Source organism: Mesobacillus campisalis (genome assembly GCF_000986785.1).
GTDB lineage: Bacteria > Bacillota > Bacilli > Bacillales > Cytobacillaceae > Mesobacillus_B > Mesobacillus_B campisalis.
Genome location: NZ_LAYY01000008.1, coordinates 37,153 through 56,846 on the forward strand (window position 1 = coordinate 37,153; position 19,694 = coordinate 56,846).

Consider the following 19,694-nt stretch of genomic DNA (forward strand, 5'->3'; position numbering starts at 1 on the left):
ATTTTGATTTGTTCCCGTTTCCAGGACTGTTTCCATTCCAGGGATCATTTCAATTACCTGGATTTTTTCCATTGCCTGGCTTGTTTCCATCCCCAGGATTGTTTCCATTGCCTGGCTTGTTTCCATTCCCAGGGTTATTCCCGTTTCCTGGTTTATTTCCTTCGCCAGGCGTTTTTTGCTTTTCAGGCTTGAGGTTCAGCACATAGGCAGACAGAGCTGGGATCGTGACTGTATCACCTTTTATCGTTTCCAGTCCCTCCGTGCCAGCCTCTACTCCGTTCGCTAGCACCTTCCACTTTCCGTTTTCCGGCAGCTTGATCACCACCGGTGTTTTATTGGCGTTATAGGCAATCGCAAGTTTTCCTTCCTTGCCGCCATTGGCGCTGGCATTGAGCCAGAATGCAACTGCGTTTGCGGGGGCATCAAGGAAAGTCAGGTTGTTCTGGATTTCTTCCGCTGTGGTCATCCTGAATGCAGGGTAAGCCTTGCGCAGTTCAATAAGCCCCTTCATATACTCCACCTCGGCGTCAAACTCGGAGCGCCTCTCCCAGTCCATCTGGTTGACAGAATCAGGAGATTTATAACTGTTATGGTCGCCGCCTTTTGTTCTCATGAATTCCTGGCCCCCATGGATAAAGGAAATGCCTTGCGATGTCAAAAGGATCGAGCTCGCAAGCTTGTGCATCTTCTTGCGGTCTTCCTCGCTGTCCTGCGGATTGGTCAGCTCAAGTTTATCCCACAAAGTGTGGTTATCATGTGCTTCCACATAGGTGACAGTCTGTTCAGGATCAACCGAGAAGGTCTTGATATCATCATTGTATGGAATTCCGCCGACAATGCCTTTCTTGATCCGCTGTTCCATATTTGCCTTGCCATTGACGAAACCATTGTCCCTGTCATCAAAGACGCTTCCCTTCAGGCCGTCCCTGATATCATCATTGAAATGGGCTATTCCCGGCATTTTATAGGCATTCTTTTGGTTGGCCTTCTGTTCAGGGTCCAGGTTGGTGGCCAGGTCCCAGCCTTCGCCGATCATGATGATGGAAGGGTCGATTTCATCGAGTGCCTTTCGCACTTCGTTCATCGTTTCGACATCATGGATGCCCATCAAATCAAAGCGGAAACCATCAATATTGTATTCCTTCGCCCAGTAGACAACAGAGTCGACAATTAATTTGCGCATCATCTTATGTTCGGATGCGGTATCGTTGCCAACTCCTGTTCCATTGCTCAATGTGCCATCTTCGTTATACCGGTAATAATAGCCTGGAACAAGCTGGTGAAGGTTCGATTCATACGCGCTGAACATATGGTTGTAGACCACATCCATCACAATGCGGATATCATGATCATGGAGTGTCTGGATCATTTGCTTCATTTCGTTAATCCGGACAGCCGGCTCATAAGGATTCGTTGAATAGGAACCTTCTGGTGCATTGTAGTTTTTCGGGTCGTATCCCCAGTTGTACTGAGGCGTATCAAGCTTTGTCTCATCGACGCTCGCTGTGTTGTAGTCGTACATCGGGATGAACTGCAAGTGGGTGATCCCAAGGTCCTTGATATGGTCGAGCCCGGTTTTCACCCCGTCCGGCCCAGTTGTCCCAGCTTCGGCTACCCCGAGGAATTTTCCTTTCAGGTGATCAGGCACTCCGCTTTCCGGATGGATCGTTAAGTCGCGGACATGCGCTTCGTAAATGATCGCATCTTCCGGATTGCCGAACTTTGGCTTCTTCGTACTCCAATTTTCCGGGTTGGTCTTGTTCAGGTCCATGACCGCCCCTTTGTCCCCATTTACGGCCACGGCACGCACATATGGATCCACCGCTTCATTCCAGCTGTCGCCAATTTTAACCTTGTAGGTATAAAGGGTCCCGTTCTGATCGCCTTCAAGTTCAGCGGTCCACGTACCATTTTCGGCACGGGCCATGCTATGTTCAGTCCCGCTGGTGCTATCCCACTTTTCATACGTAACCAGCTTGGCCTCGCTGGCTGTCGGCGCCCAGAGGCGGAATTTGGTTGACTCTCTGCTGTATGTGTTGCCAAGGTCATTCCCATCATAGTAGAACTTCTCTTCGAAAGAGTTGCTGCCGATGACCTTGCCCATTGTTACGGTCGCTTCTCCGTACCCTTTCTTGCTGACTTTATAGACCTTTGCCAAGTCCAGTTCGCCTTTGGTTGTGATGATGACTTTGTTGACGACATCTCCGGCATCTTTGACAGCTGCCTCCACTTTTTCAATCTCTGCACCTGTCAGCTGGATACCCGCATTTTCCTCTTCTGAAAGGGGGAACGGGAAATTGGTCTCAAACGTAATCTTGTTCAGCTCATCAATTGCTGCCTTGGTGATTCGCGGATCACGGTCCACTTTTGCCGGGTTGTCGAAAATCCTCGCCTGACCCTGGGCAAGCCAGACTTCGGCTTTTCCATCGGCTGAGAACTTGGTGATAAAACGATCTTCAGCGATATCCTTTTCCGACCAGTCCGATTTTCTGACGATAAATCCGACCTTGGAGGCTCCGCCGAGGTTTTCAAGCTTCAGTGTCCCCTGCTTTCCATAGGAAGTTGTTTTATCAAGCTTCAAAGCTTGTCCCTCACTTTTGTCGGTCCATACCCAGATATCCCAGTTATCGTAGTTTAAATCATGTCGATAGTAGTTAAACTTTACTTCCAGATTGTCATACGTTTTGGCAGGCGTGGTTCCGTCCGGATTTTCGGTATAGACCTTGTCATCGCCAGCTTTTACCCAGACTTCATCATTGCCATCCCAGATTCCGTCGATAAAGCGGTCTCCGCCGTCCTTTTCCCAGCTGTCTGTACGGACAATGAATCCAACCCGGTTATGGTCGCCGTCCAGCTCCAATTCAGCCACTTTTCCAAACTCATCTTCGCCAGTAAAATTGAACACCTGGCCGCTCATGCCATCCGGCCAGACCCACAGGTTCCAATCCTTGGTGTCCCCTGTCTTTGGCTGGTAATGGATTTTCAGCTTTGTGGTGACCTTTTGCTGATAAAGCTGAACATCGATTTTTCTTTGGTCAAGAGCATCAAACACGAAAACATAGCTGTCGGATGTTGGCGGGGTAAAGGCAAGGTTGTCTCCATCCAGCCAGTTGCCGTCCATGACGTATTTGAACTCCACTTTCTTGCCTGCCTCAAGAGTGATTGGCTGGCTTTTCCAGACTTTTTCGTCAGGATTGTAGGTTAACGGGTTATTTTCCCCCTCCCATGAAAGCGGAGCCGATCCTCTTAAAATAACATTTTTAAAAACTTTGTTGCGGTCGATAGGTTTTTCGCTGTATTCCAGCGACCCGGAAACACTATAAATCTCAAAAGATTTCCCGGCAACTGCAAATTTCAAATCGCCATTTTCATCGCTTTTGACTACATCATTTCCAAGTGCATCACTTAAGGTGACATCGGTAATTTCCAGCTGGTTGTAAAGGCTGTTGACATCAATTTCTGTTTCACTTTCTGCTTTGTTGACAACCACCAGGAATTTGCCGCCCTCATCAGCCCGCTCATAGGCAAACAGATGCTGGTCCGCTGCCAGCTTTTTAAATGACCCTGTACTCAGGGCAGGCTCGCTTGTACGAAGTTCCGCGAGATTCGTATAAAACTGTTTCAATCCCAGATCTTGGTCTGTTTCATCCCAAGGCATCATTTCCCGGTAATAGCGGTCTTTCCAGTCTGTTACCGAGTTATGGTCCTTGCTCTGGGATAGGCCTACTTCATCTCCATAATAGATGATTGGCACACCAGGCAAAGTGAATTGGGCAGCAGCAGCAAGCCTTAGCTTGTCTTTATCTCCGCCCGCTTCAAACAGGAAGCGCGGCTGGTCATGGCTGTCGAGGAAATTCGCCATCACATATTCTTCCGGATAAGATTTCAGGTTTGCTTCAACCGTGTCAGCCAGAACTTTCATGGGCTGATTCTTGGCAAAGGTATCGACAAGGGCGCCTCTCATGTCAAAATCCAGTGCGCCGTCGAGTTCACCGGCATACGAATTAATCTTTTCCCTGTTCTCCCAGACTTCTCCGAAGATAAAGGCATCCGGTTTCATTTTCTTTACTTTATGGCGGAAATCCACCCAGAAGCTGTAGCTAGGCCCTGTTGCATGATCAAGGCGGAATCCGTCAAAATCAAGTTCCTCAAGCCAGTATGGCACAACCTTATCAAGAATATATTCCCTGGCTTCAGGGTTATCGTTATTGAATTTTGGCAGTTCGCCAATTCCGTAAAATGTTTCGTATTTATCCGGCCACTGGGTGAAAGTGTACCAGTTGTAATATTGGCTGCTCTCCCCATTCTTCAGGGCATCCTGGAAGAACGGATGTCTATTGGATGTATGGTTTGGAACAAAATCATAAACAATCTTCAAGCCCTTTTGATGTGCGGTATCAATCAGCTGCTTCAGCAGTTCTTTGCTGCCGAAATGATTTTCAATGGCCATAAAGTCGGCAGGATGGTATCCATGCGAATATGGCCCTTCAAAGACTGGGGAGAGCCAGATGGTGTTAACGCCAAGGCCCTTGATATAGTCGAGCTTGTCCAAAACTCCCTGCAGGTCGCCGCCCATCCAGCCTTTAAGGCGCTCGTCATAAGGCAGGTTTGGATCGCCCGGTGCATCGTTGGCTGTGTCCCCATTTTTAAAGCGGTCCACAAAAACGTGATAAATGACAGCTTCCTTTGCCCAATCAGGAGATTCAAACTGGTCTACATAGTAAGCAAATTCAGTTGCTTCCTGGGGAGTCAGGCTATTGGTGTCGGCGAATTGGGAGCCAGTGCCTTGCGGATCCCAGACATCAATGATGTATTTGACTCTCGTCTGTTCATCCTGCTTTGGAATAATTCCTTCGAACACAGTTGTCGTAAGCCCGTTTGCCGTGGTTTCGGACTCTTGCTTCAAGCTGACAGCCTGTCCGTTTTCGGCCTTACCGCGGACACCGGCTGGCTTTGAACCATCAGAGGTAAAATAAAGCGCTCCCTCTTTGACTGAACCGTAATGCTGTACAGTAACCGTCACATTTACATCATCAGTAATGCCCGGCAACGCGGGTGAGAAAGCAAAATTATGGGTGACGTTCTTCGCTACAGGCAGGGACTTCCATCCTGCTATTTCATCGCTATAGACTTTCCCGCCCTCGACAAAGACAGCTTTCCGCTTTTCGCTTTTGACTTCAGTGTGCTTTGCATCTCCGAGAGCATATAGATATTCAATTTCTTCCCCGGCGTTGCCGGCAAGCTCAATCTGCCACTTGCCTTCGGCCGTTTTCATCAGCGGTGTGACACTGTAATTGAAATCATTCAGGGTTGACCCGACTGTTGGCACAGCCCAATCTGGGGTCCCCTCAGGCAAAGTGACCTCCAGGGTCAATGATCCTGTAAATTTCGATAAATCCAGTCGGACATCCACTTTTCTTTCTTCGCCAGGGTGGAAGACAAAGATGTAATCGCCAGTTTGGGGCGGAGTAAAGCGGAGGTTCTCGCCTTCCATCCAGTTCCCGTTCATGACAAACTTGTATTCTACCTCTTTGCCTCCTGGAAGGTTTATAGGTTTGCTTTTCCACACCCCTTCTTCTCCAATAAAGTCCAGTGGATTGTTGTTTGAGGCCCAATCCAGCGTACTGGCATTTCCCCGTAAAACAACATTGTCATACGCAGGGACTGCTGCTTCTGCAATTTGTGCAAACGGTACCACGAAAGTGGTAAACAAAAGCACAAATGCCAGTAGCGATGAAAAAATCCGTTTCATATGTATCCTCCTTGTTCATTATTAAAATGTGAAATCGTTTGCACAAAAGAGTAAAAAAAGATAGATTATTGCAAGCGGTTTCATATTTTCATATATTAGAGTAGCATGCTGCCTGGGTGAATACAATAGGATTTTTCCGCTATTTTCATCCTCTAAAATTTCAAATACCTGAAGGAAAATGCAGAAAAACCTCGATTCTTGTTGAATCGAGGTTTTTTCCAGTATGTCGGGCCTGATCAAGGCGCTTCCGCTTTTCTAGTGTCCAACTCCAGCGCCTAGGCCCTCGGGTCATAAGCCATTCTCCGCCAGAAGTCAAAGAGCGACTTCTTCTGGAGACTGTCTTATGCCTGTCGGGCCTGAACAAGGCGCTTCCGCTTTTCCTTAGACCTGATCGCTTCCAAAGAAGTTTTTGAAGGCCTGGATGCTTGTGTCTCGGTTCAAGGCGGCGATGGATGTGGTCAGCGGGATGCCTTTCGGGCAGGACTGCACACAGTTTTGCGAGTTTCCGCAATTGGTAAGGCCGCCGTCGCCCATGATGGCTTCTAGACGCTCGGCCTTGTTCATTTCGCCTGTTGGATGGGCATTGAAAAGACGAACCTGGGAAAGTGGTGCTGGTCCGATGAAATCGGATTTGCTGTTTACATTCGGGCAAGCTTCAAGGCAGACACCGCAAGTCATGCACTTGGACAGCTCGTATGCCCATTGGCGCTTGCGTTCCGGCATGCGCGGTCCCGGTCCAAGGTCATAGGTTCCGTCAATAGGAATCCATGCTTTTACACGCTTTAATGAATCGAACATTCTGCTGCGATCAACCTGCAGGTCGCGGATCACCGGGAATGTTTTCATCGGCTCAAGCCTGATTGGCTGCTCAAGCTTGTCCACTAGGGCGGTACAGGACTGGCGCGGCTTTCCGTTGATTACCATTGAGCAGGCGCCGCACACTTCTTCAAGGCAGTTCATGTCCCATGAAACCGGCACCGTTTCTTCCCCTTTGGCATTAACCGGGTTTCGGCGGATTTCCATCAATGCGGAAATCACATTCATATTTTGACGATAAGGCAGGACAAATTCTTCCTCATAAGGGGCTGAGTCTGGAGTGTCCTGACGTGTGACGATAAATCGGACTGTTTTGTTTTCAGCCATGCCTTTTTACTCCCCCTTCTTCTTCGAATAGTCGCGCTTACGCGGTTTAATCAGCGATACATCCACATCTTCATAATGGAATTGAGGTGCCGCATCAGGACCAGCGAACTTGGCCATAGTCGTCTTCAGGAAGTCCTCGTCATTGCGGTCCGGGAATTCCGGCTTGTAATGGGCTCCACGGCTTTCATTACGATTGTAGGCACCGATTGTGATAACCCGCGCAAGCTGAAGCATGTTTTGAAGCTGGCGTGTAAATACCGCTCCCTGATTGCTCCATTTCGCTGTATCGTTAATATTGATATTTTTATAGCGGTCCATCAGTTCGACGATCTTTTCATCGGTTTTCAACAGCTTGTCATTGTAGCGGACAACGGTAACATTGTCTGTCATCCATTCGCCAAGCTCTTTATGAAGCACATAGGCATTCTCGGTACCGTTCAAGGACAGAATGCTGTTCCATTTGTCTTCTTCCTGTTTGACATGACGGTCGAACACAGAGGAAGAAACGGCATCAGCGCTCTTTTCAAGTCCGCTGATGTAACGGATTGCGTTAGGACCTGCAACCATTCCGCCATAAATGGCAGAAAGAAGGGAGTTTGCTCCAAGTCGGTTGGCACCATGCTGGGAATAATCACACTCACCAGCCGCAAACAATCCTGGAATATTGGTCATCTGGTCATAGTCAACCCATAATCCGCCCATTGAGTAGTGGACCGCAGGGAAAATTTTCATTGGGACTTTGCGCGGGTCATCGCCCATGAACTTTTCATAGATTTCAATGATTCCGCCAAGTTTGATATCCAGTTCCTTTGGATCTTTATGCGAAAGGTCAAGATAAACCATGTTTTCGCCATTGATTCCGAGCTTTTGCTCTACGCACACATCGAAGATCTCACGAGTGGCGATATCCCGCGGAACCAGGTTTCCGTACGCCGGATATTTTTCTTCAAGGAAATACCATGGCTTTCCATCTTTATAGGTCCAAACCCGTCCGCCTTCACCGCGGGCAGATTCACTCATCAGGCGAAGCTTGTCATCGCCCGGGATGGCTGTCGGGTGGATCTGGATGAACTCGCCGTTTGCATAATATGCGCCCTGCTGATAGGCAATGGAAGCAGCAGAACCGGTATTGATAACCGAGTTGGTTGATTTTCCGAAGATGATTCCCGGGCCTCCTGTGGCCAGAATGACGGCATCCGCAGCGAATGATTTTATTTCCATTGTTTTCAGGTCTTGTGCAACGATCCCGCGGCAGACGCCTTCATCGTCAATTACCGTTCCTAGGAATTCCCACCCTTCATACTTGGTGACAATTCCGGCCACTTCATGGCGGCGGACCTGCTCGTCCAAAGCATATAGCAGCTGCTGCCCTGTTGTCGCACCAGCAAAAGCTGTACGGTGATGCTGGGTGCCTCCAAAACGGCGGAAATCAAGCAGTCCTTCAGGCGTCCGGTTAAACATGACGCCCATCCGGTCAAGCAGATGGATGATTCCCGGCGCAGCTTCTGTCATGGCCTTTACAGGCGGCTGGTTCGCAAGGAAGTCCCCTCCATAAACAGTGTCGTCAAAGTGCTCCCAAGGAGAGTCACCTTCACCTTTTGTATTAACCGCTCCATTGATGCCTCCCTGTGCACAAACAGAGTGGGAACGCTTTACTGGCACGAGTGAAAACAGCTCGCATGGTGTACCAGCTTCGGCAACCTTGATGGCCGCCATCAAGCCGGCCAGCCCCCCGCCTACTATGATAACCTTACCTTTACTCATCGTGACTCACTCCCTCAATCCTAAGTCTGACTTCGTGTTCTGAAATATAGTAATAGATTAATAATTAGATAAATGCAACGAGTGCACGGATTCCAATCACGGACAATACTACAAAAATACCGATCGTAACATAGGTTGATATAACCTGGGAACGCGGGGAAACCGTGATGCCCCAGCTAACAAGGAAAGACCATAGCCCGTTGGCAAAGTGGAAAATCGCAGACAGGACGCCGACTACGTAGAAGATGAACATGAAGGGCGATGCAAGGATATCCGCCATCATATTGAAGTTCACTTCGGCACCAAATGCAGCCGCAATCCGTGTTTCCCAGACATGCCACGCGATGAATACGAGCGTGATGATGCCAGTTATACGCTGAAGCATGAACATCCAGTTACGGAAATAGCCGTATCTGCTGGTATTGTTTTTTGCTGTAAAAGCGATGTAGATCCCATAAATCGCATGAAATAACAGCGGCAAATAAATAACAAACACTTCAAGGAAGATCCGGAACGGAAGTCCTTCCATGAAGTGGGCTGCATTATTGAATGCCTCCGGCCCCTGTGTTGCGAAGTGGTTGATGACCAGGTGCTGGACAAGGAAAAGCCCGACCGGTATAACCCCTAGCAATGAATGAAGTCTGCGCCACAAAAACTCTTGATTTCTTGCCATATGTATACCCCCTCGATAATTGGACATGATGTCAGGCCTAACTTCCTTCTCAGCGTTAAGCGATTAAAGTTTTAAACCTGCCACCCTTAATAAATAGTATATCAATTCTTACAATTATGTGACATGTCCATTTTACTCCCGAAAGATTGGACCGTCAAGAAAACGGATACAGAAAAAATGGCTATATGAATAAAGTTTCAGCAAATAACCAGATATTGTCTTTCCCCTGTTTTTTGTTTGTTCAATGACCTTCCCCTTATATATCAGGATAATTTTCTTTTGCCATATTCCATTATTACACAGTTATAGCATCCAATATTTAATCTTTAACAGCGGAATACTAGGGTATGAACATTAATACAATGACAACTAAAAAAAACGCCTCGAATTTTATTGTGAAACTTCAAGAATACATACCAGATTGGTATAGAAATTGTATATAATAGATTCATAGAAAGAGGGGAAAGCTTTTGAGTGAATTATCTGCTACCGAAAACCAGCATGAGAGCCAGCAGCCTTCCGTTTCCCTTTTCGGGCATGAACTGATCAGGGGAGTGCTGCTGCAGGAACTTCTAGGCAAGGATGCACCTGAAATCCTTTACTGGGCAGGAAAAAAACTCGCCCGCGTGTATCCTCTTGACAATTTTGATGATATTGTACATTTTTTCCAGGCGGCGGACTGGGGCCGCCTTGCGATCAAGGAAGAAAAACGCCGGGAAATCCACCTGGAGCTTACCGGACACTTGGTAACTGGCAGGCTGCAGGAAGGTAAAAATCCGACCTTCCAGCTTGAAGCCGGCTTCCTGGCGCAGCAAATGGAGAGGCTGAAAAGTACGCCAGCCGAGGCTTTCGAGCATCCGCATAAACGCTCCGGCAAAATCGAATTTACTGTCAAGTGGGACCATTAGGAACCTGTTAGTTGGACAAAAAGCTTTCGGCGTAAAAAACGCGAAAGCTTTTTGTTGTTTTTATTTTGATTATATTTAGGAATTGACAGGGATGTGCGAAAGCTCGAAAGCATCATGAAGCGCTTCGACCGCTTTTACCATCGATGCCTGCTCCACAACGGTGGAAACTTTGATTTCGGACGTGCTTACCATTTTCACCTGGATGCCTTCCTCTGCAAGCACTTCAAACATTTTGGCGGCTACGCCCGGATTCGAAATCATTCCCGCTCCGACAATCGAAACTTTTGAAAGTCCGGTCTCTGATTCAACGCTCTGATAGTTCAACAATTCCTTGCTGCCTTCAAGTACATCAAGGGTTTCAGCGAGGTCTCCGCTTTTGATGGAAAAGGAAATGTTCGCCTTGTCCGTCCCTGTTCCGCTTTGAACGATGATATCGACATTGATATGATGTTTAGCCAAGGTAGAAAAGATGGTTGGCATGCTTGTGAGTGAGTTATCCAGCCCAAGGACGCTTACTCTGGTAATTTGATCTTCAAACGCGATTCCGCGGACAACTAAATTTTGTTCCATTTCCATTTCCTCCTCAATAACCGTTCCACGTTCTTTTTCCATGCTTGACCTGACCTCCAGCGTCACCCCATAGTTCTTGGCAAACTCCACTGCCCGGGGATGCAGAACTCCCGCCCCAAGGTTTGCCAATTCCAGCATTTCGTCATAGGAAACGCCGAGCAGCTTCCTTGCTCCCTTTACAACCCGCGGGTCGGTGGTAAACACACCAGTCACATCCGTATAGATGTCGCACTTGTCCGCTCCTAGTGCTGCAGCAAGGGCAACAGCAGTCGTATCGGACCCTCCGCGGCCAAGGGTGGTGATTTCGCCATTTTCGGCCACTCCCTGAAAGCCAGCCACAATTACGACTTTGCCTTCCTCCAGGTCATTTTTGATTTTATCTGTATTAATTTGTTTTATTCTCGCATTGCCATGGACGGATTCGGTTTCAATTCCTGCCTGCCAGCCAGTATAGGAAACTACGTCAAGCCCTTGTTCCATTAGTGCCATTGCCAGCAGGGAAATCGTTACCTGCTCGCCGGTTGACAGAAGCATGTCCATTTCCCTTTTACTTGGGCTTGAGGATAGCTCGTTAGCCATCTGTACCAGTTTATCGGTTGTTTTTCCCATCGCGGAAACGACGACAACCACATCGCTGCCATTCCTTTTTTCCTCTGCGACCCTATTTGCCACATTGATGATCCTTTCAACATCAGCTACCGAAGTCCCGCCAAATTTCTGCACAATCAGTCCCATTGTATTCCCTTCTTCCCGTGTAGTTTCCAGCTGTTTTGTGCTGTCGATACGCAGTCCCCGCTTTTTCCCGAAAACAGAAAAAAGCAATGAGAGTTCATCTCATTGCTGTGTTTACGTAAATATATCCATACGCTTGCACAGTGAGATAGCCCTCCAAGACACAAGATCTTGACAGTCCTGCACTTCTTCAGTACAGAACCAGCGAGAAAAGCTATGAGCCTTTCCCCACTTCGGCAGACATCCCTTTCAAAGCCCTTCCCGGAATCTCATCATTCTCCGGGCTTTTACTCTTGAGGCCTGCACCTCTATCTTCACTTTAATGCTCTAAAGTGACAGAATTATTAATTTCGATTTATTATAGCACTGCTTCTTTAGACTGGCAACACTATTCCTGCAATTTCTTACTGAGTTCCCCGGCCACATTCGAAGGAATTCCAGCAGCAATCAATTCCTCCAGGCTTGCTTCGCGCATTTTTTTCACCGAGCCAAAATGCTTGAGAAGCATTTTTTTTCGCTTTTCCCCAATTCCAGGAATCTCATCAAGCATGGACTGAAATGCGTTTTTCCCTCTCAGCTGGCGGTGGAAGGTAATGGCGAATCGATGGACCTCATCCTGGATCCGCTGAAGCAGGTAAAACTCCTGGCTATTCCGAGGCAAATTGATGATTTCCAGCGGGCTTCCATAAAGAAGCTGGCTTGTCCGGTGCTTTTCATCCTTAGCCAGCCCGGCGACCGGAATATCAAGGCCTAGCTCGTTTTCCAGCACATCTTTCGCTGCTTCGATATGACCTTTCCCGCCGTCGATAATGATTAAGTCCGCAAGGGGCAGCCCTTCTCTTAACACCCTAGTGTACCTTCTCCTGACTACCTCCCGCATCGAATCGTAATCATCCGGTCCTGTCACGCTTTTGATCTTGTATTTCCGGTATTCCTTTTTTTCGGGTTTTCCATCGATGAAGACCACCATGGCTGAAACCGGATCTGTTCCCTGGATATTGGAGTTGTCATAAGCCTCAATCCTGTGGGGCGTATAGATTCCCATGTGGACTCCAAGGTTTTCGACCGCTTTGACCGTCCTCTCTTCATCACGCTCAATCAGGGAGAACTTTTCTCTCAAAGCGATGCCGGCATTCTTGCAGGCAAGCTTGACCAGGTCTTTTTTCTGTCCGCGCTGGGGTTTTAGCACCTTGGCCGACAAAAGGTGGCCAGCCATTTCCGTGTCCACCGTGTCCGGAACAAATATCTCCTTTGGCTTGAAATGTTCTGGCTTGGAGTAAAATTGCCCGAGAAAGGTAAGGATTTCTTCTTCTGCTTCCCCGTAGATCGGAAACATGGAGACTTCACGTTCAATCAGTTTTCCCTGGCGGATAAAAAATACCTGGACACACATCCAGCCTTTATCGACAGCGTAGCCAAAGACATCCCGATCGGTAAAATCCGCCGTCGACATCTTCTGTTTTTCCATTGTCGCTTCAATGTGGGCAATTTTGTCACGGAATTCCTTTGCCCGCTCAAAATCCAATTCTTCAGCCGCTGCTGCCATTTTTATGCCAAGGTCCTTTTTAATCTCCTTGAAGCCTCCGTTCAGGAAGCGGGTGATTTCATCGGTGATTTTTTTATATTCCTGTTTATCGACATCCTTTACGCATGGGGCGAGGCATTGGCCCATGTGATAGTAAAGGCAGACCCGGTCAGGCAGGGTTTGGCACTTGCGAAGAGGATAAATGCGGTCAAGCAGCTTTTTCGTTTCATTGGCAGCCTGCACATTGGGATAAGGCCCGAAATATTTGCCGCTGTCTTTTTTCACCTTGCGGGTAATCAGGAGACGAGGATGGCGTTCGGCTGTCAGCTTGATAAATGGATAGCTTTTATCATCCTTCAGCATCACATTGTATTTCGGGTCATACTTTTTTATCAGAGTCATCTCCAGGATCAAGGCTTCCATTTCCGAGGAGGTGACGATATACTCGAAATCCACAATTTCATTGACAAGCCTTAAGGTCTTTCCATCATGCGAACCGGTAAAGTAAGAGCGCACGCGGTTTTTCAGGACCTTCGCCTTCCCCACATAAATGACCGTCCCCTGCCGGTCCTTCATCAAATAGCATCCGGGCTGGTCAGGGAGAAAGGCCAGCTTATTTTTAATGGTATCGTTCATCGCGCTTCACCTCCATTCCGTAGTGTTTCTATTAGTTAAATAAGACCGGGGGGAAGGTCCCACCGGTCTTTGTGAACATATTCATCTGGAAAAGGAACCGCGAATGGGATTCCTTTGCCTAAGTTATATTATACGTGCTTGTTAAGAAGTTCAGCAAGAGCTTCTTTCGGCTGGAAACCGACTACTTTGTCCACCACTTCTCCATCTTTCAGTACAAGCAGTGTCGGGATGCTCATGATGCCGAATTTGCCGGCAGTTTCCTGGTTTTCATCCACATCGACTTTCACAATCTTGACTTTGTCACCCATATCCCCATCCAGTTCTTCAAGAACAGGGGCAATCATTTTACAAGGTCCGCACCAGGGAGCCCAGAAGTCTACAAGAACTGTTCCTGATCCTGTCTCAGACGTAAACGTTTGATCTGTAGCATGTGAAATCGCCATTTTTATGCCTCCTATAAATAAAACTCGAATTCTAACGACAGTATATCACTGTTTATCAAAGTGACGCTAATTATATGCTTCATAGACATTTTACCCCCTCAGGGTGAAAATATGCCCCTGGACATTCAGCCGCAGCGTCCGTTCTAGACCTTATCTCTCCGAATAGCTAAAGGAGGCTGTTCCCAGCCCCCTTCATCCAAATCAGGAATGAACTTTTAATTTTTTGAATTCCTCTGTGAGCATTGGAACAACTTCGAACAGGTCTCCGACAATTCCGTAATCCGCCACCTTGAAAATATTGGCCTCGGGATCTTTGTTGATCGCAACGATGACTTTGGAATTGGACATTCCGGCAAGATGCTGGATCGCACCGGAAATTCCGCAGGCAATATACAGGTCAGGAGTAACGACCTTTCCTGTCTGGCCAATTTGCAGAGAGTAATCGCAGTACTCTGCATCACATGCACCGCGGGAAGCACCGACTGCTCCGCCAAGAACGTTCGCAAGCTCTTTTAATGGTTCGAAGCCATCTTCGCTCTTCACTCCGCGGCCGCCGGCTACAACAACCTTGGCTTCCGAAAGGTCTACACCTTCTGTCGCTTTGCGGACTACATCTTTAATGATTGTGCGAATGTCCTTGATGTCCACAGACAGGCTGGACACATCTCCCGAACGGCTTTCGTCTTTTTCAAGCGGGGCTATGTTGTTTGGACGGATGGTCGCAAAGATCAAGCCGTCTGTTACCACTTTCTTTTCAAACGCTTTCCCCGAGTAGATTGGACGCGTGAACACGAGATTTCCGCCAGCTACCTCGACCGCAGTCGCATCGGAAATCAATCCGGAGCTCAGCCTGCTTGCAATTTTAGGGGCAAGGTCCTTTCCAAGTGCTGTGTGGCCAAGAATCAAGCCTTCCGGATTTTCTTCTCCAATGACTGCCATCAGGGCTTGGGAGTATCCATCAGGAGTATATTGAGCCAGCTTTTCGCTTTCGACTGTCACGACTCTGTCTGCTCCGTATTTGACAAGCTCGGCTCCCAGCGGGTTTACGCTTCCGCCGATTAAAACTCCAACCACTTCCCCGCCTTCTGCGACTGTTTTTGCAGCTGCAACTGCTTCAAAGGAAACATTCCTTAGGGATCCATCACGTACTTCGCCAAGTACCAATACTTTTCTAGCCATTTGTTTTACCTCCTGCGAATATTCTCGTTATCAGTTAGTTTGCATGCTAAGAGCCTGCGGCGGCTGCCTGGAACCGTTTACAATGAAACCTGGGAATGATTCTTCCATATTTGGTCAGGCCCTATTTTTCAACTAATGCAGAATCAGACAACCTTGGCTTCAGAATGAAGCAGATTCACCAATTCCTTTACCTGGTCTCCCAATTCGCCTTCCAGCACACGACCGGCTGCTTTTTGAGGCGGCAGGTAAACTTCCAGCGTCTTTGTTTTTGCTTCCACATCATCTTCATCCAGGTCAAGATCATCAAGTTCAAGCTCATCAAGAGGCTTCTTTTTCGCTTTCATGATCCCTGGCAGGGATGGATAGCGCGGCTCATTCAATCCCTGCTGGGCTGTTACCAGCAGCGGAAGGCTGGTTTCAATAACTTCGGAATCCCCCTCAACATCTCTTGTGACCGTTACGGTTTCACCGTTGATTTCAAGCTTGGTAATGGTGGTTACATAAGGAATATCAAGAACATCGGCCACACGAGGCCCAACTTGTCCCGAACCGCCATCGATGGCAACATTTCCGGCCAGGATCAGGTCCGCTTCTTTATCCTTCAAATACTCGGCAAGGATTTTTGCGGTTGTAAACTGGTCCCCATTCTCCACATCGTCTTCGGTATTGATAAGAACTGCTTTGTCAGCGCCCATGGCCAGTGCCGTACGAAGCTGCTTTTCAGCTTCCTCATTTCCGACTGAAATGACCGTGACTTCCCCGCCATTGGCGTCCCGTACCTGAATGGCTTCCTCAATGGCATATTCATCGTATGGGTTGATGATAAACTCTGCGCCATCTTCATTGATGGAGCCGCCGGAGATTGTGATTTTTTCCTCGGTATCGAAAGTCCTTTTCATTAAAACGTAGATGTTCATGGTTTCCCCTCCTAAGAATTCTAACATTTCACCAGTTCTAAAGATTGAAAATAATTCAGGCAAAAAAATAAAGGTTTACAGCGGTCACTTTCCTTTAAAGTCTGGCTGCCGCTTTTCCAGGAAAGCGGAAATGCCTTCCTTGGCATCTTCGGAAACGAAAACTTCCCCGAACAGCTGGGCTTCCTTTTTCACACCTTCATAATATTGGTCTGTTTTTGTGTAGCCTAGCAATTGGATGGCAGCCCTGACAGAAACGGGGCTTTTCTTCGCAATTTTACGAGCCAATATGTAGGCGTTTTCAATAAGGTCGTCATCATTGTAAGCGTGGTTGGCCAGTCCGCATTGCACAGCCTCAAGCCCTGTGATCGGTTCGCTGGTCAGCATCATTTCCGCAGCCCTTGCAGTGCCGACATAGCGGGGCAGGCGCTGTGTCCCTGCAAATCCCGGGATAAGCCCAAGCTGAAGTTCAGGCAGTCCAAGTTTTGCGTTTTCTGTTACCAGCCGGATATGGCAGGCCATTGCCAGTTCCAGCCCTCCGCCTAGTGCGGCGCCATGAATGGCTGCAATAATCGGTTTGGAAAAGGACTCCATTCGCTCGAAAAGGTCCTGGCCTCCCCCCGAGAGTTTGGCAAAGCCTTCTCCCGTTTTGACGGTGGTGAATTCCTTGATATCGGCTCCAGCCGAGAAGAACTTCCCTTCACCATGAATCAGGACGACCCTGACTTCATCGTTGGCTTCAATTTGATCGAGCACAGCTTCCAACTCTTTAATCAACCCCGTTGAAAGAGCGTTAGCCGGCGGCCGGGCAATCGTGATCGTCGCGACCCTTTCTTCAGAAGACCATTTAAGATACTCCATATTTCCCCTCCTTTGTATTGCCAGGCCGCGCTCATGCAAACGCGGCACTGGTTGTCTGGTCAGGCTTTTTGGTATCCACATCCATTGATCAGCAGCTGATGCACTGGACCGGCAAGGGCTGGCAAATCGTACTTCTGTTCATTCATCACCCAGGAGGTTACCGTTTCATCAATCGTGCCGAAAATCATTTGCCTGGCTAGGCGGACGTCGAGGCTGCTGCCAAATTCCTTCTTCTCGATTCCTTCAATTATAATCTTGTCAATCAAGTTCAGGTACCCTTTTAGGACTTCATTCACTTTCAGCCTGAGCTCCTTATTGGACTGCCTCAGCTCGAGCTGGGTGACGATGGCAAGATGAAGGTCTTCCGACAGAAGTTTCAAATGGGTTTCTACCAACATTAATAACTTCTCTGCCGCCGTCTCTTTTCCTGCTATTTTCCCTTCGATAATTTCCACAAAGGTACCCATTTTTTCCTGGAAGAGGGAGATGAGAATATCTTCTTTATTTTTAAAATATAAATAGATGGTTCCATCAGCCACACATGCCTGCTTGGCTATCTTTGAGACCTGTGCCTGATGATAGCCGTTTTCGGCAATCACTACGACGGCTGCTTCGATAATCTGCCTGTATTTTGGTTTATTCTTTTTCATGTTCTCCCCCCTCTCCCGCCAGGAAATTAATCATGTTGATCCGTAGCGTTTTAAAATGAATGAATCATCATTCATAATTTAATATTATTATCAACATTTTTATATGTCAAGGAAATTACCGGCTGATGTTGGGCAGCTTGGCCAAATCTATGTAGTGAAAAGCCAAGAACCGGCTTTTCATTATGCATGTTTATTTTCATCGTTATTGTTTTTCGCATTTTCTTCATCCACAAGCGCCCTGCGCAAAATTTTGCCTACAGCTGTCTTTGGCAGTTCATCCCGGAATTCATAATACCGCGGTACTTTATAAGCCGCAAGATGTTTGCGTGCAAATTCATCCATTTCTTTTTCCGTGACTGTCTTTCCTTCCTTGAGGACAATATAGGCTTTGACCGTTTCTCCACGGTATGGATCCGGTATCCCCGCGGCGACAGCTTCCTGGACAGCCGGATGTTCATATAGAACCTCTTCGATTTCCCTTGGATAGATATTGAAGCCGCCGGCAATGATCATATCTTTTTTGCGGTCGACGATATAAAAGTATCCAGCTTCATCCATATAGCCAAGGTCCCCGGTATAAAGCCAGCCATCACGCAGAACCTCATCGGTGTCTTCTTGCCTGTTCCAATAGCCTTTCATCACCTGCGGGCCCTTAATGATAATTTCCCCGATTTCCCCCGGCGGAAGAGGCTCGCCTGTCCCTACGGAAACGACAGCCGCATCTGTATCAGGATACGGGACCCCTATGCTGCCCTGCACACGCTCCTTGCCCCAAAGGAAGTTGGAATGCGTCACAGGAGAAGACTCGGTCAGGCCATACCCCTCTACCAGCTTGCCGCCTGTCACTTCCTCAAACTTCTGCTGGACTTCCACCGGGAGCGGTGCCGACCCGCTGATGCAGGCTTCTATGGAAGATAAATCATATTTTTTTATATCAGGGTGATTCAGCAGTCCAATATAGATGGTCGGTGCGCCTGGAAACATCGTTGGACGCTGTTTTTGGATTGTTTTTAGAGTGGTCTCTGGGTCAAACTTTGGAAGCAGGACCATCTTCTGGCCATTCATCACGGAAAGGACCAATACCGTAGTCATCCCGTAAACATGGAAGAAAGGCAGGATTCCGAGCACAACTTCCTTGCCTGGTTTGGAGTTGTACAGCCAGGCATCGCACATGGCTGCGTTCGCCACCAGGTTTCGGTGCGTCAGCATCACACCCTTGGGAAAGCCGGTTGTTCCGCCGGTATACTGCAGCAGGGCCAAATCTTCCTCAGCATTTATTTTATAATCTGCCAAAGACTTTTGGGGCTGCTTTAAAATCTCTTTCAGCAAGTGGTTGTTGCCCTCATGCTGGACATTTACAATCACGCCATATTGCTTTTTCTGAATGAAAGGGTAAAGAAAGTTCTTGGGAAACGGAAGGAAATCCTTGATAGCGGTTACAACGATGTGCTCCAAATCTGTCTGGGCCTTAACTTTAGTGATGCGCGGGAATAGGATATCAAGGGAAATGATTGCTTTTGCGCCCGAATCCTTCATTTGGTACTCCAGCTCCCGCTCGGTATAGAGCGGATTCGTTTGGACCACAATCCCCCCTGCCATCAGGATGCCAAAGTAACTGATTACAGAAGCAGGCATATTGGGAAGCATGATGGCAACACGGTCCCCTTTTTGGATGCCCAAATCCTGCAGGTAAGCTGCAAATTTACAGGATGCTTCAAAAAGTTCAGTAAAACTCATTTCTTTCCCCATAAAATGAATGGCTGTTTTGTCCGGATAGTCTCTGGCGCTCCTCCGTAAATATTCTTGCAAAGGAATATCTTCATAGGTAAGAGTACCCGGGATTTCTGGCGGATATTGCGCCAGCCACGGTTTTTCCATAATCAACCCCCCTGTCTATTTTTCGGAAAATTCATTTGTTTCGTATTTATTATAATATACTGAATT

13 protein-coding genes and 1 riboswitch are annotated in these 19,694 nt (G+C 47.8%); of the genes, 1 reads left to right on the forward strand and 12 read right to left on the reverse strand.

What is annotated here, in order from left to right; all coding sequences use genetic code 11:
- Positions 1–49: 49 nt before the first annotated feature.
- The 4 genes from pulA to WQ57_RS08855 all read right to left on the reverse strand — a co-directional run bounded on the left by pulA (position 50) and on the right by WQ57_RS08855 (position 9,332).
- The gene (gene pulA / locus WQ57_RS27185; protein WP_064537351.1) at positions 50–5,752 is read right to left on the reverse strand and encodes a type I pullulanase; all 5,703 of its coding nucleotides are present in this window, start codon (positions 5,750–5,752) and stop codon (positions 50–52) included.
- Positions 5,753–6,133: 381 nt separating this feature from the next.
- The gene (gene sdhB, locus WQ57_RS08845) at positions 6,134–6,895 is read right to left on the reverse strand and encodes a succinate dehydrogenase iron-sulfur subunit (RefSeq protein WP_046523396.1); all 762 of its coding nucleotides are present in this window, start codon (positions 6,893–6,895) and stop codon (positions 6,134–6,136) included.
- Between the two features lie 6 nt (positions 6,896–6,901).
- A complete protein-coding gene (sdhA, locus tag WQ57_RS08850; protein WP_046523397.1) occupies positions 6,902–8,659 on the reverse strand; it encodes a succinate dehydrogenase flavoprotein subunit in 1,758 nt (585 codons plus the stop codon).
- 64 nt (positions 8,660–8,723) lie between these two features.
- Entirely contained in the window at positions 8,724–9,332 is a 609-nt protein-coding gene (locus WQ57_RS08855) for a succinate dehydrogenase cytochrome b558 subunit (RefSeq protein WP_046523398.1), read from the reverse strand.
- 470 nt (positions 9,333–9,802) lie between these two features.
- On the opposite strand from WQ57_RS08855, the gene WQ57_RS08860 reads away from it, so the two are divergent.
- On the forward strand, positions 9,803–10,240 hold the full coding sequence (locus WQ57_RS08860; protein WP_046523399.1) for a YslB family protein: 438 nt from the start codon (positions 9,803–9,805) through the stop codon (positions 10,238–10,240).
- A 75-nt stretch (positions 10,241–10,315) separates the two neighbouring features.
- Here WQ57_RS08860 and WQ57_RS08865 read toward each other — a convergent pair whose 3' ends face one another.
- The 8 genes from WQ57_RS08865 to WQ57_RS08900 all read right to left on the reverse strand — a co-directional run bounded on the left by WQ57_RS08865 (position 10,316) and on the right by WQ57_RS08900 (position 19,628).
- A complete protein-coding gene (locus tag WQ57_RS08865; protein ID WP_046523544.1) occupies positions 10,316–11,545 on the reverse strand; it encodes an aspartate kinase in 1,230 nt (409 codons plus the stop codon).
- Positions 11,546–11,683: 138 nt separating this feature from the next.
- Positions 11,684–11,861: riboswitch (Lysine riboswitch) on the reverse strand.
- A gap of 69 nt (positions 11,862–11,930) precedes the next feature.
- Entirely contained in the window at positions 11,931–13,703 is a 1,773-nt protein-coding gene (gene uvrC, locus WQ57_RS08870; RefSeq protein ID WP_046523400.1) for an excinuclease ABC subunit UvrC, read from the reverse strand.
- Positions 13,704–13,831: 128 nt separating this feature from the next.
- A complete protein-coding gene (gene trxA, locus WQ57_RS08875) occupies positions 13,832–14,146 on the reverse strand; it encodes a thioredoxin (RefSeq protein ID WP_046523401.1) in 315 nt (104 codons plus the stop codon).
- A gap of 201 nt (positions 14,147–14,347) precedes the next feature.
- On the reverse strand, positions 14,348–15,325 hold the full coding sequence (locus WQ57_RS08880) for an electron transfer flavoprotein subunit alpha/FixB family protein (RefSeq protein WP_046523402.1): 978 nt from the start codon (positions 15,323–15,325) through the stop codon (positions 14,348–14,350).
- A 143-nt stretch (positions 15,326–15,468) separates the two neighbouring features.
- Positions 15,469–16,242 (reverse strand): electron transfer flavoprotein subunit beta/FixA family protein, encoded by a 774-nt coding sequence (locus tag WQ57_RS08885; RefSeq protein ID WP_046523403.1) that lies wholly within the window; start codon positions 16,240–16,242, stop codon positions 15,469–15,471.
- 84 nt (positions 16,243–16,326) lie between these two features.
- Complete coding sequence (locus tag WQ57_RS08890) at positions 16,327–17,100, reverse strand: enoyl-CoA hydratase (protein ID WP_046523404.1); 774 nt, start codon at positions 17,098–17,100, stop codon at positions 16,327–16,329.
- 59 nt (positions 17,101–17,159) lie between these two features.
- On the reverse strand, positions 17,160–17,750 hold the full coding sequence (locus WQ57_RS08895; RefSeq protein ID WP_046523405.1) for a TetR/AcrR family transcriptional regulator: 591 nt from the start codon (positions 17,748–17,750) through the stop codon (positions 17,160–17,162).
- Positions 17,751–17,930: 180 nt separating this feature from the next.
- A complete protein-coding gene (locus tag WQ57_RS08900) occupies positions 17,931–19,628 on the reverse strand; it encodes a long-chain-fatty-acid--CoA ligase (protein WP_046523406.1) in 1,698 nt (565 codons plus the stop codon).
- Between the last annotated feature and the right edge of the window lie 66 nt (positions 19,629–19,694).

Coding starts and splice junctions, on each gene's coding strand:
- sdhA (WP_046523397.1), bottom strand. CDS start 8,659: ATGAGTAAAGGTAAGGTTATCATAGTAGGCGGGGGGCTGGCCGGCTTG.
- WQ57_RS08880 (WP_046523402.1), bottom strand. CDS start 15,325: ATGGCTAGAAAAGTATTGGTACTTGGCGAAGTACGTGATGGATCCCTA.
- WQ57_RS08865 (WP_046523544.1), bottom strand. CDS start 11,545: ATGGGACTGATTGTGCAGAAATTTGGCGGGACTTCGGTAGCTGATGTT.
- WQ57_RS08890 (WP_046523404.1), bottom strand. CDS start 17,100: ATGGAGTATCTTAAATGGTCTTCTGAAGAAAGGGTCGCGACGATCACG.
- WQ57_RS08885 (WP_046523403.1), bottom strand. CDS start 16,242: ATGAACATCTACGTTTTAATGAAAAGGACTTTCGATACCGAGGAAAAA.
- uvrC (WP_046523400.1), bottom strand. CDS start 13,703: ATGAACGATACCATTAAAAATAAGCTGGCCTTTCTCCCTGACCAGCCC.
- WQ57_RS08900 (WP_046523406.1), bottom strand. CDS start 19,628: ATGGAAAAACCGTGGCTGGCGCAATATCCGCCAGAAATCCCGGGTACT.
- WQ57_RS08895 (WP_046523405.1), bottom strand. CDS start 17,750: ATGAAAAAGAATAAACCAAAATACAGGCAGATTATCGAAGCAGCCGTC.
- WQ57_RS08855 (WP_046523398.1), bottom strand. CDS start 9,332: ATGGCAAGAAATCAAGAGTTTTTGTGGCGCAGACTTCATTCATTGCTA.
- sdhB (WP_046523396.1), bottom strand. CDS start 6,895: ATGGCTGAAAACAAAACAGTCCGATTTATCGTCACACGTCAGGACACT.
- trxA (WP_046523401.1), bottom strand. CDS start 14,146: ATGGCGATTTCACATGCTACAGATCAAACGTTTACGTCTGAGACAGGA.
- pulA (WP_064537351.1), bottom strand. CDS start 5,752: ATGAAACGGATTTTTTCATCGCTACTGGCATTTGTGCTTTTGTTTACC.